15 protein-coding genes and 1 tRNA gene are annotated in these 15779 nt (G+C 65.3%); 9 read left to right on the top strand and 7 right to left on the bottom strand.

Annotation, left to right across the window (positions count from 1 at the left end; genetic code table 11):
• Both VNM24_17065 and VNM24_17060 read left to right on the top strand, forming a co-directional pair.
• Positions 1–431 (top strand): transcriptional repressor (locus VNM24_17065; GenBank protein HWQ40292.1); only part of this gene is annotated, 431 nt, incomplete at its 5' end.
• A 162-nt stretch (positions 432–593) separates the two neighbouring features.
• The gene (locus tag VNM24_17060) at positions 594–1376 is read left to right on the top strand and encodes an enoyl-CoA hydratase (GenBank protein HWQ40291.1); all 783 of its coding nucleotides are present in this window, start codon (positions 594–596) and stop codon (positions 1374–1376) included.
• 104 nt (positions 1377–1480) lie between these two features.
• On the opposite strand, the gene VNM24_17055 is transcribed toward VNM24_17060, so the two are convergent.
• Entirely contained in the window at positions 1481–2506 is a 1026-nt protein-coding gene (locus VNM24_17055; protein ID HWQ40290.1) for a hypothetical protein, read from the bottom strand.
• A 440-nt stretch (positions 2507–2946) separates the two neighbouring features.
• On the opposite strand from VNM24_17055, the gene VNM24_17050 reads away from it, so the two are divergent.
• Positions 2947–3022, top strand: a tRNA-Thr gene (locus tag VNM24_17050).
• Between the two features lie 126 nt (positions 3023–3148).
• On the opposite strand, the gene VNM24_17045 is transcribed toward VNM24_17050, so the two are convergent.
• Positions 3149–3589, bottom strand: coding sequence for a universal stress protein (locus tag VNM24_17045; protein ID HWQ40289.1), 441 nt, complete (start codon positions 3587–3589; stop codon positions 3149–3151).
• A 104-nt stretch (positions 3590–3693) separates the two neighbouring features.
• On the opposite strand from VNM24_17045, the gene VNM24_17040 reads away from it, so the two are divergent.
• From VNM24_17040 to VNM24_17025, 4 genes are all read left to right on the top strand, one after another.
• Positions 3694–4839 (top strand): mandelate racemase/muconate lactonizing enzyme family protein, encoded by a 1146-nt coding sequence (locus VNM24_17040; GenBank protein ID HWQ40288.1) that lies wholly within the window; start codon positions 3694–3696, stop codon positions 4837–4839.
• Positions 4840–4950: 111 nt separating this feature from the next.
• Positions 4951–5232: a high-potential iron-sulfur protein gene (locus VNM24_17035; GenBank protein ID HWQ40287.1), complete on the top strand. Its 282-nt coding sequence runs from the start codon at positions 4951–4953 to the stop codon at positions 5230–5232.
• A 20-nt stretch (positions 5233–5252) separates the two neighbouring features.
• Positions 5253–5771 (top strand): hypothetical protein, encoded by a 519-nt coding sequence (locus VNM24_17030; GenBank protein ID HWQ40286.1) that lies wholly within the window; start codon positions 5253–5255, stop codon positions 5769–5771.
• A 363-nt stretch (positions 5772–6134) separates the two neighbouring features.
• Complete coding sequence (locus VNM24_17025; protein HWQ40285.1) at positions 6135–7121, top strand: FecR family protein; 987 nt, start codon at positions 6135–6137, stop codon at positions 7119–7121.
• Between the two features lie 32 nt (positions 7122–7153).
• Here the strand turns inward: VNM24_17025 and VNM24_17020 are convergent, their stop codons facing one another.
• The 5 genes from VNM24_17020 to arsS all read right to left on the bottom strand — a co-directional run bounded on the left by VNM24_17020 (position 7154) and on the right by arsS (position 13003).
• Positions 7154–8263, bottom strand: coding sequence for an FAD-dependent oxidoreductase (locus VNM24_17020; GenBank protein ID HWQ40284.1), 1110 nt, complete (start codon positions 8261–8263; stop codon positions 7154–7156).
• A gap of 58 nt (positions 8264–8321) precedes the next feature.
• Entirely contained in the window at positions 8322–8954 is a 633-nt protein-coding gene (locus tag VNM24_17015; GenBank protein ID HWQ40283.1) for a TIGR04282 family arsenosugar biosynthesis glycosyltransferase, read from the bottom strand.
• Complete coding sequence (locus VNM24_17010; protein ID HWQ40282.1) at positions 8944–9663, bottom strand: TIGR04283 family arsenosugar biosynthesis glycosyltransferase; 720 nt, start codon at positions 9661–9663, stop codon at positions 8944–8946. Before VNM24_17010 ends, VNM24_17015 begins: the two co-directional genes overlap by 11 nt.
• Before the next feature lie 84 nt (positions 9664–9747).
• Complete coding sequence (locus VNM24_17005; protein ID HWQ40281.1) at positions 9748–11895, bottom strand: FAD-dependent oxidoreductase; 2148 nt, start codon at positions 11893–11895, stop codon at positions 9748–9750.
• Between the two features lie 139 nt (positions 11896–12034).
• On the bottom strand, positions 12035–13003 hold the full coding sequence (gene arsS / locus VNM24_17000; GenBank protein HWQ40280.1) for an arsenosugar biosynthesis radical SAM (seleno)protein ArsS: 969 nt from the start codon (positions 13001–13003) through the stop codon (positions 12035–12037).
• A 441-nt stretch (positions 13004–13444) separates the two neighbouring features.
• Here arsS and VNM24_16995 point away from each other — a divergent pair, with 441 nt between their 5' ends.
• Both VNM24_16995 and VNM24_16990 read left to right on the top strand, forming a co-directional pair.
• Positions 13445–13963: a GreA/GreB family elongation factor gene (locus VNM24_16995; GenBank protein ID HWQ40279.1), complete on the top strand. Its 519-nt coding sequence runs from the start codon at positions 13445–13447 to the stop codon at positions 13961–13963.
• Positions 13964–14037: 74 nt separating this feature from the next.
• Positions 14038–15714, top strand: a complete 1677-nt coding sequence (locus VNM24_16990; GenBank protein HWQ40278.1) for an amidohydrolase family protein — start codon at positions 14038–14040, stop codon at positions 15712–15714.
• Positions 15715–15779: the final 65 nt, after the last annotated feature.

Raw genomic sequence — 15779 nt, 5'->3', positions numbered from 1 at the left:
CCATGCAAGGCACTGCGTACACCCGAGACAACCTCGCCGACACGCTGCGTGCTCACGGAATCAACCCGACGCATCAGCGCATCGAGATCGCGTACGCGCTGTTCTCGCGCCAAGAGCATCTGTCTGCCGATCAGATCATGGCCATCGTGAACGAGCGGCACTCGGAAACTTCGAAGGCAACGGTCTACAACACGCTCAACCTGTTCGTCGACAGAGGGTTGATCCGGGAAGTGATCGTGGATCCGAACCGCGTGTTCTACGATCCCAACACCGAACCGCACTACCATATCTACGACGTCGAGTCGGGCCGATTGACCGACGTTGCCGCGTCCGAGGTTCGAATCTCCGGGTTGCCGGCCGTGCCGGAAGGAATGGTCGCCGAGGGCATGGACGTGATCATCCGAGTGCGGCCCGCGCGCACCAGCGCCTGACGCATTCCTGCTCGCCGGCAGGGCGTGCCGACGCGGCGCCGGCCTCGACGGGCGCACCCCGGGATTGCGTCGATCCGGGTGTAGTGCCGGGCATCACCGGTATTCTCGATGTCGCGCAGAAACTTTCGAGCCGATCGACCATCCTGAGCGAGGACTTGTCCAATGCCGTACGAACACATCATCGTGCAAACACGCGGGCGCGTGGGCGTCATCACGCTGAACCGCCCGAAAGCGCTCAATGCCTTGTCGCCCGAGTTGATGAACGAGCTCGGCCACGCGCTGGACTCGTTGGAGGCAGACGAGAATATCGGCTGCATCATCATTACCGGCAACGAAAAAGCGTTCGCCGCGGGTGCCGACATCAAGGCGATGAAGGACAAGTCCTACATGGACGTCTACAAGTCCGACTTCATCACCGCCGAATGGGAGCGCGTCACGCGCTGCCGAAAGCCGGTGATCGCGGCGGTCGCGGGCTACGCACTTGGCGGTGGCTGCGAGCTGGCCATGATGTGCGATTTCATTCTGGCCGCGGACAATGCGAGGTTCGGCCAGCCGGAGATCAATCTGGGAATTCTGCCCGGCGCGGGCGGCACGCAGCGATTGCCGCGTTTCGTGGGCAAATCGAAGGCCATGGAGATGGTCTTGCTCGGCCAGGCGCGGATGATGGATGCGCAGGAGGCGGAGCGCTGCGGGCTGGTGTCGCGGGTCGTTCCGCTCTCGGAACTGATGAACGAGGCGATGAAGGCGGCCGAGAAGATCTGTGAACTTTCGCTCCCGATCGTCATGATGGCCAAGGAGGCGGTGAACCGGGCGTTCGAAACCACGCTCTCCGAAGGCGTGCGCTTCGAGCGCCGGTTGTTCCATTCCGCTTTCGCGACAGAGGATCAGAAGGAAGGCATGGCGGCTTTCGTGGAGAAGCGCAAGCCGGCATTCCGGAATCGTTAGCGCGCGGGCGATGCAAAAAAAGTCCCCGCCATTGGCGGGGACTGCGGTGCTTGCTGTCGGACTGCGCTTCTCAGTCCACTTCGGACTGCCTCGCGCGGTTTGGTCTATCGCCACCGCGGCTTGCCGGTGTAGGGATCGACTTTATGGCGCTTATGCCAGCCTTCGTGCTTCTTCTTCGGCAGTTGATAGACCTTGAGCGAAGCCGAGCCGGTGATTTTCTCGCCGTCCTTGGTGGCGCCGTTGAGGAAGCCCTGGGCGTCACCCACGCCGAATCCGGTTTGCTCGGTCTTGAAGAAACACACCAGGTCGGGAAGGCCATCATGGTTGACGTCCTTGGGGCGCTTGCGGCAACGCGCCAGACTGTCTTCGGTGCCGGTCGCGCCGAATGTCAGGCTGTGGCGGTCGATCTTCGAGAAGGCGTTGAAGTCGTGCGCCGACAGAACCGCCACCGGGATGATTCTGCGATAGACGCGGTTCTCAGGCTCGTCGTCGTCCCAGTGCCGGTGTCTGACCTTGATGGTGACCACTCGCGCATCTCCGCCCGGCGTCGTGGTCGGCGGAGGAGGTTGCGGTGTCGGGTCGGGCCCCGGCGACGGTTCCGTCGGCGTGACCCCCTCGATCGTCAGCGTGTACGCGCCACCGTTGGTCGGCGAAGTGTTGATGATGGAAAAGTTCGGGCCCGGATAGCGAGGCACGGGCGTGACCCCCACGTAATAGGTCCCATCGGCATCGATTCTGAAGCTCTCGATGCGAGAATCGAAGGGCGAGCTGCTGCCGGGATTCATCGTGACCGCGTCATCGTTCTCGACCAGTTTCTCGCCGGTAGCGCTGTAGAGCACCAAATAGGTGTCCCACGCTGCGTCCGATACGATGGTGATGACCGGAACGTCGCCGTTCTTGGCGTTGAACGCATACAAATCGAAATCGGTGGTCATGCCACCCGAACTGCTGCCGATCATTCCGGTCACGCTGACGCTGCTGGACGGAATGACAAGCACTTGAGCCTGGTCCTTGGTGTCGTTTGGCTCGACTTCGGATTGTGCGATCGCCGCGGCACTCGCGCTGAGCAAAGAGGCGATCGCGGCACCCAGAAGGGGGGCCTTGAGTTGCGTCTTGAATGGGGCAGTCATGGAAAATCTCCCTCGCTGAAGACAAGCTGTTCACAAGCAGGCGCGCGTTGTGATCAGGCTTTCGAGGTGCAATATCCATTCCGACTGCCCAGATGCGTCTGTGCTTCTGCCGAACTGCGTCACGCCATGCCCGATCGCGGATTTGATTGTGTTTTCCGCTGACGTGGGCTGTCATTTGGCACCGCATCGAAGTGCGCTGTCGGGTGTGTGTTCTTGCTGCGTGGCGCGAGTGACGAAATGCGCGCCGACGCCTCGTATGCCGCGTCATCCGGGCGTGCGCACGCAAGCCGATCGGTACGTTGTCGCGCGCCGCGAGGCGACGAAGAGAACCTGGCTGCAGGATCGCGCGAAGACGAGCGCAGTGCCAGTGGTCCCAATCCGGATCGGGCGCCGGCGATTGCGAGGCCGCGACGCCAGCGCGTATAATCCGCCGCCTTCGGGCTGCTGTAGCTCAGCCGGTAGAGCAACTGATTCGTAATCAGTAGGTCCCCCGTTCGATTCGGGGCAGCAGCACCATGGTCATGAACATCGGGAGCACTCGGCCGCTTCTGGGCCGCGTGCTCTTCGCTTTTTGGCAGAACGGTTGCGCGGGGCTTTGGCGAGCCGGCCGCCTGCCCGAGACCCCGTCTGCCCGATGCGGGTTCAGCGATAGACCAGCACCGGGACCTTGGTATGGGTCAGCACCTTCATCGTCTCGCTGCCGAGCAACAGCGCCGAGAGGCCGCGCCGGCCGTGAGATGCCATGAAGATCAGGTCGCAGCCTCTCGTATTGGCGGCTTCGATAATGCCCTCCCACGGATGATCGTTCACCAGGCACAGGGTCTCGCAGGGCACTCCTTGGGCGGCGGCAAGATCGGCGACTTCCTTGGTCAGGCGCTCGCCCCGCGCGCGCGCCTCTTTCTCGAATTGCTCGACCATCAGATCGCTGGGCCCGGACTCCGTATAGAGCATGTACGAGGTCGCAGGGATCGCGTGAAAGGCGACGACCTGGGCCCCGAGTCCGCGAGCCAGCTCGATTCCCTTGACTGCCGCAGTGCGACACAATTCCGACCCGTCGGTCGGGATCAGGATCTTCCGGTACATGGCTCCTCCTCCGTGCGCTAACCTGCCTCCGAAAAGGCGACCGAGGTCCCGCCCCTCGGTATGATTCGGCCGCTGTCTTCTTATCTTGATACCACAGTCCGGCGATGAGAATCACGGATATCCAGGTTCACGTCTTGAGGAGCCCGTTAAGCGAGCCGTTCGCCTTTTCCCAGGGTTGGGTCACGCATCGTTCGGCCACGCTCGTGGAGGTGTCCACCGACGCGGGCATCATCGGCTGGGGTGAAGCCTTTGCGCAGGGCCTGGAGCCACCCGAAATCGCGGCGGCCACGATAGACAGGGCCCTCAAGCCTCTGGTCCTGGGCGCAGATCCCCGGGACACGGAGGTCTTGTGGCACCGCATGTACCACGCGACGCGTGATTACGGACGCAAGGGATCGGTGCTGGCGGCCATCAGCGCGCTGGACATCGCTTTCTGGGACATCGCGGGCCAGTACCACGAGGTGCCCATTTACAGTCTGCTGGGCGGCGCGTTTCGCCATCGGGTCCAGCCCTACGCAACGGGGTTCTATCGCAAGAAGGGTCAGGGCGAGGGTGCGCGGCTCGCAGAGGAAGCGGCGATGCATTTCAGCGCCGGATTTCGGGCGATGAAGGTCAAGCTCGGTTACGGGGTGGACGACGACATCGCCGTGATGCGTGAAATTCGCGCTGCCTTGGGCAGCAGCGCCGTGACGCTGATGGTGGACACGAATCACGCCTACGGCAGGGCCGAGGCCTTGCGCCTGGGTTACGCGCTGGAAGACTACGCTCTGCGATGGTACGAAGAGCCGGTCGTCCCCGAAGACATCGCCGGTTATTGCGAACTGCGCGCCAAGCTTCGGGTTCCGATCGCCGGGGGCGAGAACGAGCACAGCCTGTACGGGTTTCGCGAGCTGCTCGGTGCCCGGGCGGTGGATATCGTCCAACCCGATATCGGCTCCTGCGGCGGGTTCACGGCGTGCAGGCACATCGTTGCACTGGCCCAGGCCTACGGCATTGAAGTCAACCCTCATGTCTGGGGTTCTGCCGTGGCGCAAGCGGCTTCCCTGCAATTGATCGCCGCATTGCCGGTCGTCCATCATTCCCTGTTCGCGCGCGAACCGATCCTCGAATACGACCGCTCAGCGCACCCGTTCCGTCGAGAACTCACATCCCGGCCGACGGAGCTGTCCGAGGGATGGGTGGATATCCCGTCCGCGCCGGGGCTGGGGATCGAGATACGGCGCGACACGCTAAAGCGTTACGCTCTCTGATCGTCGCGCATGCTGCCGGTCGACGATCGCCGGCTCCTCGGTTCCGGAGGCGGTCTCCCGCTGCGGGCAACTATAATCCGTGCAGCGATATCGGACCGGAGGGAGAACTGGATGAACGGGCACGGAGAACAAGGCTTTTCGCGGCGGCGCTTTCTCTTGGTCGCCGCGGCGTGCGCAGGCGGCATTGCGGGCCGGGCGCGGGCGCAGACCAAGCCGCTGCCAGGACTGCGCAAGCGCACGCGCGAGGAGGTGCGCTACCAGAACGAGCCATACCTGGGGCGGAACTGCGCCAAGTGCGTGCTCTACCAGGGCGATGGCGTGTGCGTCATCCTCGACGGTGCGGTGAGCCCGAACGGGTGGTGCACGCAGTGGGTGCCGAACACGATGGGTTAGTCGGCGAGCCGAACGCCGGCGTGGTACCGGACCGTTCCTTCGCCCCGATCACGAGGGTCGATCTCAGGAAGCTCGCGCGCATCGCCCGGGAGGAGCGCGCGGATCTCTTCGCACGCCACCCCGAATGGGCATTGCTGTATCGCAGGCGCGTGCTCTGTGCCGCGCTTTGCGGGGGTGCTGCCCTGCATTTCATCAACGGCACTTCCGGAGTCAAGGACTTCGAAGTGTGGACGTTCTACGCCGAGCACCCTGAAGCGCCTTTCCCCTATCACCTGGTCACCCACCGGGACTTGGGCCGATCCAAATTCGGCCGCGATCCCGCTTCGCCAGCCTACGAAGGGCGGCGCATCAGTCTGACCGGCCGCTCCCTGGCCGGGGAGCCGGGCGGCAATCCGATCGAGGTCGTGCAGCGTTATCTGCGGCGTGGCGCCACCCCATCGTCGCGGGAATTGCGGCAGAAGGCGGTCGTGCTGATCGAGCCCGACGATCTTCTCGGCTACGTCGTGTGGCCCACCCTCGTGGTCGGCTCCGACGACTGACCGGCCGGGATATCGGTTGCCCCGACTCCTGGGTTCGCGTTGCTCGCGAAGCCCTTGAACCGGTCTGAAGCCCGCGACAAATGCGAGTGTCGCCTTCTGACTACGGACGGCAGTGCGCCGCGTCGGCACGCCGACAGCCGGCGCTGTCGATCTTTCGGCAACGCGGGCCGGGTTGCGTGAAACCCTCGCTGTCCTCGGCGTTTTTCCCTTGTAGCGGGTTTCGTCAGCCGCGTGTGGTACGCGGCTTGCCGTGATCGGGGTGCGCTCGGCTGTCTCACAGCAAGGGAGGTCGGGGTCCGAGAAGGCCTCGTCTGGGACCCGAGCGCACCTTTTTCGATCGCTGGAACCATTGAGGAAACCTCCGTGGAGCCGAACGTCAAGCGCGCTTTTCTCTTGTACCGGCCGCTGATCGCGGCTCTGCTGCTTTGTTCGCTGCAGGCGATGGCTGCGCCTGCCGCGCGCGTGGAATTCGCGATGGGCATGGTGAGCGCGGAATCGGCCGATGGTTCGATTCGCCCGCTGGGCAAGGGCATGACAGTTGAGGCCGGAGACACGATCAACACGAACGAAGGTCGCGCCCAGCTTCGCTTTACCGACGGCGGCTATGTGTCGTTGTACGAGCGCACCGTGTTTCGCATCGACGAATACAGATGGGACAGTGTCGCTGACGGAACCGAACGCAGCTTCTTCACGCTGCTCAAGGGGGCATTGCGCACGATCACCGGCCGCATCGCCAAGGTCAATCGCAAGGCCTACCTCATGACCACCGTCGTGGCCACGATCGGCATCCGCGGGACCGAATACACGATGCAATTGAACGGGTCCTTGGCCGGTACGGTCGCCGAGGGCGAGATCGAGGTGTGCAACGGTGGCGGCTGCCTGCCGGTTTCGGCCGGCCAAAGCTACCTGGTTGTCGATTGGAAAACCAGGCCTACGCTGGCTGCCAACCAAACCCTGCTGTCGCCCCCGCCGCCTACTTCGCCAATCAGTCCGCTGGGGCTTTCCGCCTTGTCGCCGATTTCCCCGGATCTCGTGGACGGCACCGGCGGATTGCTGGGCGCGACCCATGAGGCACTATTTGGAACGCTCGGCACTGCAACCGACGCGCTGACCGGCACCGTCCAGGACTTATCCGGCCAGTTGCTGGGCGGCACCGCGCTGGATGGGCCGGTGCAGGACCTGACCGCCACCGCGGGTGGCGTTCTCGGCGGGACGGTTGATGCACTGGGCGCAACGACCGGCAGCGTGCTGGACACGGCGACGGAGTGGCTCGGTGGATCGACCGGTGCTCTCGGAGGCACGACCGCAACCGGGTCCGGTGGATCGCCGCTCAATCTGCTCGGACTGTAGCCGTCACGGTGCGCCGGGGCTTGGCCCCGGCATTACGCGTAGCGGCCTACGAAGCGCCGATCGATCCAGTCCTTGCAGCGCCACAATGCGGCGCCCTCGACGGCCAGACAGCCGCGCGAGGCGACTGCGTGGCGATCACCGGTGCTGATCAGCGCGAGCGCCCGGCGCTGTGGATGAAAGACCACGAGCGGCGCACCGTTCAGCGCGCGGCGCAGATTTGCGGCGAGCGCGGGACCTTGCCGCACTGCGTACACGCCGGCTTTGGGGCGCGGGTTGCCACGGAGTTCCGCGACGTCCCCGGCGGCGAAGATTTCGGGCCGGTTGACCGACTGCAGGTATGAGTTGACCAGAACGAATCCATGCGCAGTGGTCGCCAGCCCGCACGCGCCGGGCCACAGGGGCGCAGCCGCTCCCGCCGCCCAGACGATCAGGTCGGCCGGAATTTCCTTTCCGTCGGCGAGCAAGACCGCTCGCGGCATCACACGAACCACCCGCTCTCCGCAATAGGTGTCGACTTGACGTTCCCGCAACAGGCGCGTGAAGATGCGCTGTGCGCGCGGCGCATGGGCAGGGAGAATCTGCGCACTGTCCGTAGCCAGACCGAAGCGCGGATCGCGCGCGCCGGCCCGGATCAGACGATGCTGCATGGCCAGCAGCACTTCGACTCCTGCCGCCCCCGCACCCACGACCAGCAGGCGATAGCCAATCGGCAGATCCCGTGCATGCGCGACGATGTCCTCCCAGCGCTGCATGAAGGTTTCGATCGGCTTGATGCCCAGCGCATTGTGCGAGGCACCGGGCACGCCCAGCGTGGCGGGGCGCGAACCGATGTCGATCGAGGCGACGTCGTATGCGAGGCTGCGGCCGTCGGCACAGAACGCCAGCTTGGCGTCGAGGTGCAAGCCATTGACTCGCGCCTCGATGAAGTGCGCTCCGGCCCGGCGCGCCAGCCTCGCGAGGTCGACCCGGCACTCGTCCAGCCGGTAGTGACCGGAAATGGCGCCCGGCAGCATTCCCGAGTACACGGTGGTGGAATGAGTGCTGATCAATACCGTCTCGGCCGCGGTTTCGGGACGCAGGGCGAGGCGCCGCAATACCTCGATGTGGCTGTGTCCACCGCCGATGAGGAGCAGGCGCTTCATCGCCGGGCGCTCGGGGCCGGCGCCTGCCACGCCTTGCCGCGGGCAACGCCGCGCGCCTTCAACTTCCAACCTCCGCGTCGGGCAACCAGCCTTCTCGCAGCAGCCGGTCGTAGTCTTCCGGCCGGTCGACGTCCCAGCGGGGCGCCAACTCGCGCCAGCGCAGGCCGAGGCGAAGCAGCCGTTCGCGCGTTTGCGCCATCACCGCCGGTCCCCCCCACTGGATGCCATCGAACAGCGCTGGGGGCGCGCGTCTCGCGGCGACGAGCACATAGCCGCCGTCTTCCGCGGGCGAAAGCACTACGTCGCAACCCGCTTCGAGCGCGCCGGCCGCGGCGAGCAGATCGGCGGGCATGAGGGACGGGCAGTCTGAACCGATCAGCACACCGGCTCCGCCACCATCGATCGCCGCCTTCAAGGCGCGGTGCATGCGGCTGCCGAGGTCTCCGGACCCTTGCTCGATCAGCTTCGCTGCGTAACGCCGCGCGCAATCGCGCAGAAAGGGATGTTCGCAGTTCGGTGTGCACCACAATTCCAAGGTGCCGATTCCGGCCGCGGCCGCCGTCCGCAGGGCGCATTCGATCAACCACGATTGGAGCTGCGCCGCACCGCGCCTGCCGAGACGGACAGCCAGCCGGGTCTTGACCCGGCCGGGAATCGGCGCCTTGGCGAACACCTGAATCCTAAGATCCACCGGAGTACAAACGCGCCAGGCGGTCTGGGTCCGCACCGAAGAAATGGCACAGGCGCAGTCGCCACATGAGGAGCGTGGTGCGCAGGATTCCGTGGCGCTCCCAGCGACGCGAAGACACGCGCACCCGCGCCGACAGGCGAAGGGGACGGCTCAGTCGCTTCAACCGGACGCTCATTTCGACGTCCTCCATGAGCGCGATCTCGGGAAATCCGCCCACCGATTCGAATGCGCTGCGAGTGACGAACATCGCCTGGTCGCCGGTGGCCACTCCGGTCAGGCGTGAGCGCAGGTTCATCATGAAGGCGATCAACCGGAACAGCCGGTGGGCACCGGACAGCTCGACATCGAATCGTCCCCAGACCCGGCTGCCGGCTCCCACGGCTCGCAGGATCAGACGGTCCGCGTCGGGAGGCAACTGGACATCGGCGTGCAGGAACAGCAAGACCTCGCCCCGCGCTTCGCGCGCGCCGGCGTTCATCTGACGACCGCGCCCGCGCCCGCAGGTGACGACCCGGTCGCAGTAAGGGCGGCACAGTTCGGTGGTGCCGTCCTTGCTTCCGCCATCGGCGACGATGACCTCGACTGCTCGCGCGCGGAGCGCCACGAGCGCCTGCAAGGACGCGACGATACCGGCCGCTTCGTTCAGCGTCGGGACGATGATCGAAAGGCGCGGACCGCCTTCCTCTCGCTTCTTGCCGTTTCGTCGCACGTCTCGCGCTTCGTCATTCAGTACAATGGCGGCGCCTCCAAGCCCGCCTGGCGATCTTCTTCCCGCACCGCGAATCAGGCAGGCTCAGCCGCGCATCCACGCGTGATAGCGCTCCAGCAGGCGCAACACTTTCTGCGGCGCGTGCGCGCGTTTCCATGCACCCGCCGCGTACTTGTTCGCTTCGGCCAGGGTCGGATAGATGTGAATCGTGCCCAGAATCTTGTTCAGTCCGATGCCATGACGCATTGCGCTGACGAACTCGGCGATCAGATCGGCGGCATGGTCTGCCACGATGGTGACCCCGAGGATGCGGTCCTTGCCGGGCACGGTAAGCACCTTTACCACGCCATGCGCTTCGGAATCCGCGATCGCACGGTCCAGGTCGTCGATGCGGTAGGCGGTCAGTTCGTAGGCAATACCCTTTTCCTTGGCGTCGACCTCGTTGAGACCGACTCGGGCAACCTCGGGCTCCGTGAACGTGGCCCATGGAATAACGGAGTAGTCCACGCGGAACTTGCGAATGCGACCGAACAGCGCATTGACCGTGGCGTACCAGGCCTGGTGCGAAGCCGTGTGCGTGAACTGGAACGGGCCGGCCACGTCGCCACAGGCAAGGATGTTCGGGTAGATCGTCTGCAGGAACTCGTTGGTTTCCATCGTCCGGCTTCGGGTCAGCCCGATGCCCAGTTCCTCCAGGCCGTAGCCTTCCGTGTTGGCGACGCGTCCGACCGCCACCAGCAGTTCATCGAACTCGATGCGCACCTCCCGCCCGTCGTGCTCGCACACGACGATCTTGCTGTCGCCCTCGACCAGGAACTGCCTGCCCTTGTGGTTGACACGCACGTCGATGCCTTCCTCGAGGAAGCGCTTCATCACCAGGGCGGAAACGTCCGGGTCTTCGCGCATCAGCAGCCGCGGCAGCATTTCGACCAGAGTGACGCGCGCGCCGAAGCGGGCAAAGGCCTGCGCCAGCTCGCAACCGATCGGGCCGCCACCCAGCACGAGCATCCTTCGTGGCAGCGTACGCAGGTTCCAGACGGTGTCCGAGGTGAGGTAGCCGGTCCGTTCGATGCCGGGTATGGGCGGTATGAACGGCCGCCCTCCGGCGGCGATCACGATGGAGCGCGTGGTCAGCCGCTGAATGCCCGCGGTGGTGCGCACTTCGACTTCCCAAGGCGACACGATCCTGGCTTCGCCGAGCAGGCATTCGACGCCCAGCCCCGCATAGCGCTCCACCGAGTCGTGCGGCGCGACCTCAGCGATCACGCGTTGCACGCGCTGCATGATGTCGGCGAAGTCGAAGTCGGCGCTGGCGCGCCGGATGCCGAACTCTTGCGCCCGGCGCACGTGCGACAGGAATTTCGCCGAACGCAGTAGAGCCTTCGAAGGAACGCAGCCGGTATTGAGGCAATCCCCGCCCATGCGATGTTTCTCGATCAGCGTGACTTTCGCCCTCACGGCTGCCGCGATATAGGCGGCCACCAAGCCCGCGGAGCCGGCCCCGATGACCACCAGGTTGCGGTCGAAACGGCGCGGCCTGCTCCAGCGCGCATAGACCCGTCGGGCCTTGATCGCGCTGACGAACTTGCGGGCGATGAGCGGGAAGACGCCCAGCAGCGTGAAAGAGGCGAGCAGTCCCGGCGAGAGAATGCCGGCCAGCGAATGAATCCCGGCGATCTGGGTGCCGGCGTTGACGTAGACGATGGTGCCGGCCAGCATCCCGAGCTGACTCACCCAGTAGAAAGTCCAGGTGCGCATCGGCGTCAACCCCATGACGAGGTTGATCGCGAAGAACGGGAAAGCCGGCACCAGGCGCAGGGTGAAGAGGTAGAAGGAGCCATCCTTTTCGATGCCGGCGTTGATCGCGCGCAGCTTCTCCCCCAGGCGCCTTTGCACCGTTTCGCGCAGCAGGAAGCGCGACACCAGGAAGGCTACCGTGGCCCCCAGGCTGGAGGCAAACGACACGATCAGCGTGCCCCACAGCAGGCCGAACACCGCGCCGGCGGCAAGCGTCAAAATGGCCGCGCCGGGCAGCGACAGGCCGGTTACGGCGACGTAGATCAGAAAGAAGGCGGCCGCGGTGCTGAGCGGGCGCTCATCGAAATGCGCGGTCAGGGCAGCATGCTGCGATTTCAGGTATTCCAGGCTGAGGTAGCGCTCCACCGGTAACGCCAGGAAAGCCGCTGCAAGGAGAGCGACGAGCGCAAGTACCAGCCATTTCCTCCTGCTCATGGGCAGACCCTCCCGCGGTCAGCCTGGGTTCGCGCGCCACGGGCCCGGCAAAGCGAAGTGCGCGCCGCGCTCAGGCCGGGTTCCGGTGCCGCCGGTGTCCTCGCCCGTTGCCGGCCTGCCAGCGGTGTGCCCCAAAGACTCAGTCGTCTCGCAGCGCGCCGCCGCACGACGATCCTTGCCCCGCGGTGCAGCCGAAACAGTGATCGCGCACCGTGATCGAGTGGCCGTCCAGATCCCGACCGATCAGGTCGCGCAGGTGCACGCGCGCGCGGTTGCCCAGTTGCAGCGGCAGTCCCAGCATCTGGTTGAAGTCGCAGTCGTAAAGATAGCCTAGCCAGTCGACCGAGATCAGGCTGCGGCACATCAAATTGTCGAGGTTTTCCTCTCGGTAGGCGTCCTTCAGCAACTGCATGTACGCGCCGAACTGGCCCCTGGAGACCAGCATGCTGCCGAAGCGCTGGATCGGCATGTTCGCCAGGGTGAAGAGCTGGTTGAACTCGATGCCGTATCTGACGCCGAGATGGCGGCGGTAGTCCTGCTCGAGCCGGGCCTGAGGCGGCGGCAGCGAAGGCCCCTGCGGGTTGTAGACCAAGTTCAGCGTCAGGCCGGAGCCCTGCCGGCCGTATCCCAGGGCGTTGAGCCGCCGCAGCGCGCGGATGCTCTTGTCGAACACGCCGCTGCCCCGTTGCCGGTCGACATTCTCCTCCAGGTAGCACGGCAGCGAAGCCACGATTTCGACTCGGTAGCGCGCCAGGAATTCGGGCAGGTCCTCCTGGTCCGCTTGTTCAAGAACCGTCAGGTTGCATCGATCGATGACGTGCAGTCCCAGCTCTGTGGCGGCACTCACCAGAAACCGGAAGTTGGGGTTCAGTTCCGGGGCTCCACCGGTGAGATCGAGCGTCTCGATGCGCGCCGTGCGCAAATACTCGATGACGGTTTCGGCGATTTCGCGCGACATCAGCTCGGTGCGCCCCGGCCCGGCATTGACGTGACAGTGCAGGCAGGCCTGATTGCACTTGTAGCCCAGATTGGCCTGCAGTGTCCGTACGCGGCGGCGATGGATGGCGGGGAAGCGGAACTCGTTCAGTCGCGGCAGCGTGGCGTGCATCCCGAATGACTCCTTTCGCTTGGCAGGGGTATATGACGGAACATCGGCCCTTGGCGGCGCATGTTACGGGCAAAATCGGCCAAGCGACATTATCGCGCCCCGCGTCGAAAGGCCGACCGGGTTTGACCGCTCGTGAGAACACGGGTTTATTGCAAAGAATGACGGAACCACAGGGGCCTTGACGAACGAGCGCGCTCGCGTAACGCATCGGAAGGGGCGTGCGTTGGCCGCCGTGTGCCGCGAACAGCGCCGCGCAAGCCGGACACCTGCCGACCGCGCGTCGCGGTGGGCTGCGTGCAGCGCAGCGCGTCGGCACCGTCGATTCTTGGTAACATGAACTCGGGTGATCGCAGCCTCGCTGCGCCGCGTTCCCCCGATCTCGACCCGGCCCGACCGCACGACTTGCCGGACCCGATTCCAGACCCGAAGTAAGGACCGAACATGAGCCGCGCCTTCATCAAGGAAGACAGCGAAGACCTGGCGAGCACGGAGCTGCCGGAACGCCCGCTCGGCAACGAGCCGAACTACGTCACCCCCGAGGGGCTGGCGATGCTGCGCGCGAAGGTCGAACAGCTGGCGGCGGAGCATGCGCGGCTCAAGCAGGCCGCGGCGGACTTCGACAAGCCGCGTCTGGCCGAGCTGGAGCGCGATCTGCGCTATTACCAGGCGCGGGTGGACAGCGCCATCGTGGTCGACGTGGCAAACGAGCCCGCGGACGAAGTGCATTTCGGCGCCACGGTGCGGACCGAGGACGAGGACGGGAAAGTGCATAGCTTCACCATCGTCGGCGAGGACGAAGCGGACGCCGCGCGCGGCAAGGTGAGCTGGCGCTCCCCGCTGGCCAAGGCGCTCATCGGTGCGCGCGTCGGGGACACGGTGACCTGGAACCGGCCGGCCGGAGCGACCACGCTCGAGGTTCTGGAGATTCGCTATCCGCGCCAGCGCGGGCAAAAGACGTGACAGGCCGGACTCCCGCCGGGACGGGCATGGCGGGCCGAAGGCCGCATGGGACTTCTTGACCGGGAACGATACGGATGCTGGACCTGAAAATCGACAATGCCGTGATCTACGACGGCACGGGAAACGCGCCGAAAACAGGCTCCGTGGGCGTGCTCGACGGTCGCATCGCGGCAGTCGGCAACGTCACCGCGCCCGCGGCACGCAAGCTGGACGCCAAAGGCTTGGCGCTCATGCCCGGCATCATCGACACGCATACCCACTACGACGCGCAAATTACGTGGGATGCGTTCGCCAACCCTTCCCCCGCCCTCGGAGTGACTACGGTGGTCATGGGCAACTGCGGTTTCACCATCGCGCCGTGCCGCCCGCAAGACCGTGATCTTACGATGCGCAACCTGACGCACGTCGAGGGTATGTCGCTCGAGGCCCTGCGCGCCGGGATCGACTGGGGTTTCGAGTCCTTTCCGGAGTATCTCGAAATGCTCGAGCGAAAGGGTGTGGGGCCGAACGTGGCGGTGTTCGTCGGGCACTCGGGGGTGCGCACGTTCGTCATGCGCGAAGAGGCGCCCAGACGTGCCGCGACTGCCGAGGAAATCGCCCGCATGCGTGCCATCGTGCTCGAGGCCATGGAAGCAGGCGCCTGCGGTTTCTCGACCACGCGTTCGTATCAGCACAACGGCGAGGCGGGAATACCGATGCCGTCCCGGCTCGCCGCAGAGCAGGAGCTGGAGCGGTTATCGGGCGCACTGCGTGAAATCGGCAAGGGTTTGCTGATGATGACCAAGGCGTCCGATACGCCCATCGGCTGGATCGAATCGCTGGCTGGGCTGGCCGACCGGCCCTATCTGGTCGCGGCCCTGTTGCACTCGAATCTTACGCCTGAGGCGACCTTCGAGGATCTGCAGCAGATCGCCGAGGCGCGTGCCCGCGGGCGCCGCCTGTACGGCGCGGTTTCGGTGTGTCCGCTCAACTTCGAATTCACCCTGCACGAACCCTACGTGTTCGAAGGACTTGCCGCGTGGCAGCCGCTGATGAAGATGGACGAGCCACGGGTCAAGACGACGCTCGCGGATCCGTCGTTCCGGCAACGCCTCAAGGACGAGCTGGCCAAGCGCTCGCGCCGCATGTTCACGGGCGAATGGGACAAGGCCTTTGTGGCCCGGGTCGCGGATCCGGCCCACGGCCGTTTCGAAGGTCGGTCGATTCAGGCATTGGCCAGGCAAGAAGACGTGCATCCGGTGGACTTCATGCTCGATCTGGCTCTTTCGGAGGATCTGGATACGCTGTTTACTGCCACGCTCCTCAATTCCGATGAGGACGCGGTAGGCCGCATGCTCAACGACGAGAACGCCATCGTCTCGTTGTCCGATGCCGGCGCGCATCTCACATTCCTGTGCGATGCCGGATTCGGCCTGCACCTGCTCGGGCACTGGGTGCGCGAGCGCAAGGCCATGCCGATCGAACGCGCCGTGAAGAAACTGACCCTGGAGCCCGCGCAACTGTTCGGTCTCAGGGGCCGGGGCAGCATCGCACCGGGGAACTGGGCGGACCTGCTGCTCTTTGATCCGGCAACGGTCGGTCGCGGCCCGTCGCGCCGCGTGTACGACTTGCCGGCAGGCGCATCGCGTATCGATACGCCCGCGTTGGGCGTGCACGGCGTGTGGGTCAACGGACAGCTCATCGCGGATGCACACGGCCTGCGCGCGGATGCGCCTCGCGCCGGTCAGGTCCTGCGCGATTTCGCCGCTTGATCCGGGGGAAAGCGCGGGGCGAGGGGGCCGAGCCAGAGCTTCCGGGCTTTACCGACCGCTGCCTC

Source organism: Burkholderiales bacterium (assembly GCA_035560005.1).
Taxonomy (GTDB): Bacteria; Pseudomonadota; Gammaproteobacteria; order Burkholderiales; family Eutrophovitaceae; genus DASRFY01.
The sequence above is the reverse complement of the archived record's forward strand: the minus strand, read 5'-3'. Positions and strand labels throughout refer to the sequence as shown.

Coding starts and splice junctions, on each gene's coding strand:
- VNM24_17060 (HWQ40291.1), top strand. CDS start 594: ATGCCGTACGAACACATCATCGTGCAAACACGCGGGCGCGTGGGCGTC.
- VNM24_17055 (HWQ40290.1), bottom strand. CDS start 2,506: ATGACTGCCCCATTCAAGACGCAACTCAAGGCCCCCCTTCTGGGTGCC.
- VNM24_17045 (HWQ40289.1), bottom strand. CDS start 3,589: ATGTACCGGAAGATCCTGATCCCGACCGACGGGTCGGAATTGTGTCGC.
- VNM24_17040 (HWQ40288.1), top strand. CDS start 3,694: ATGAGAATCACGGATATCCAGGTTCACGTCTTGAGGAGCCCGTTAAGC.
- VNM24_17035 (HWQ40287.1), top strand. CDS start 4,951: ATGAACGGGCACGGAGAACAAGGCTTTTCGCGGCGGCGCTTTCTCTTG.
- VNM24_17020 (HWQ40284.1), bottom strand. CDS start 8,263: ATGAAGCGCCTGCTCCTCATCGGCGGTGGACACAGCCACATCGAGGTA.
- VNM24_17005 (HWQ40281.1), bottom strand. CDS start 11,895: ATGAGCAGGAGGAAATGGCTGGTACTTGCGCTCGTCGCTCTCCTTGCA.
- arsS (HWQ40280.1), bottom strand. CDS start 13,003: ATGCACGCCACGCTGCCGCGACTGAACGAGTTCCGCTTCCCCGCCATC.
- VNM24_16995 (HWQ40279.1), top strand. CDS start 13,445: ATGAGCCGCGCCTTCATCAAGGAAGACAGCGAAGACCTGGCGAGCACG.
- VNM24_16990 (HWQ40278.1), top strand. CDS start 14,038: ATGCTGGACCTGAAAATCGACAATGCCGTGATCTACGACGGCACGGGA.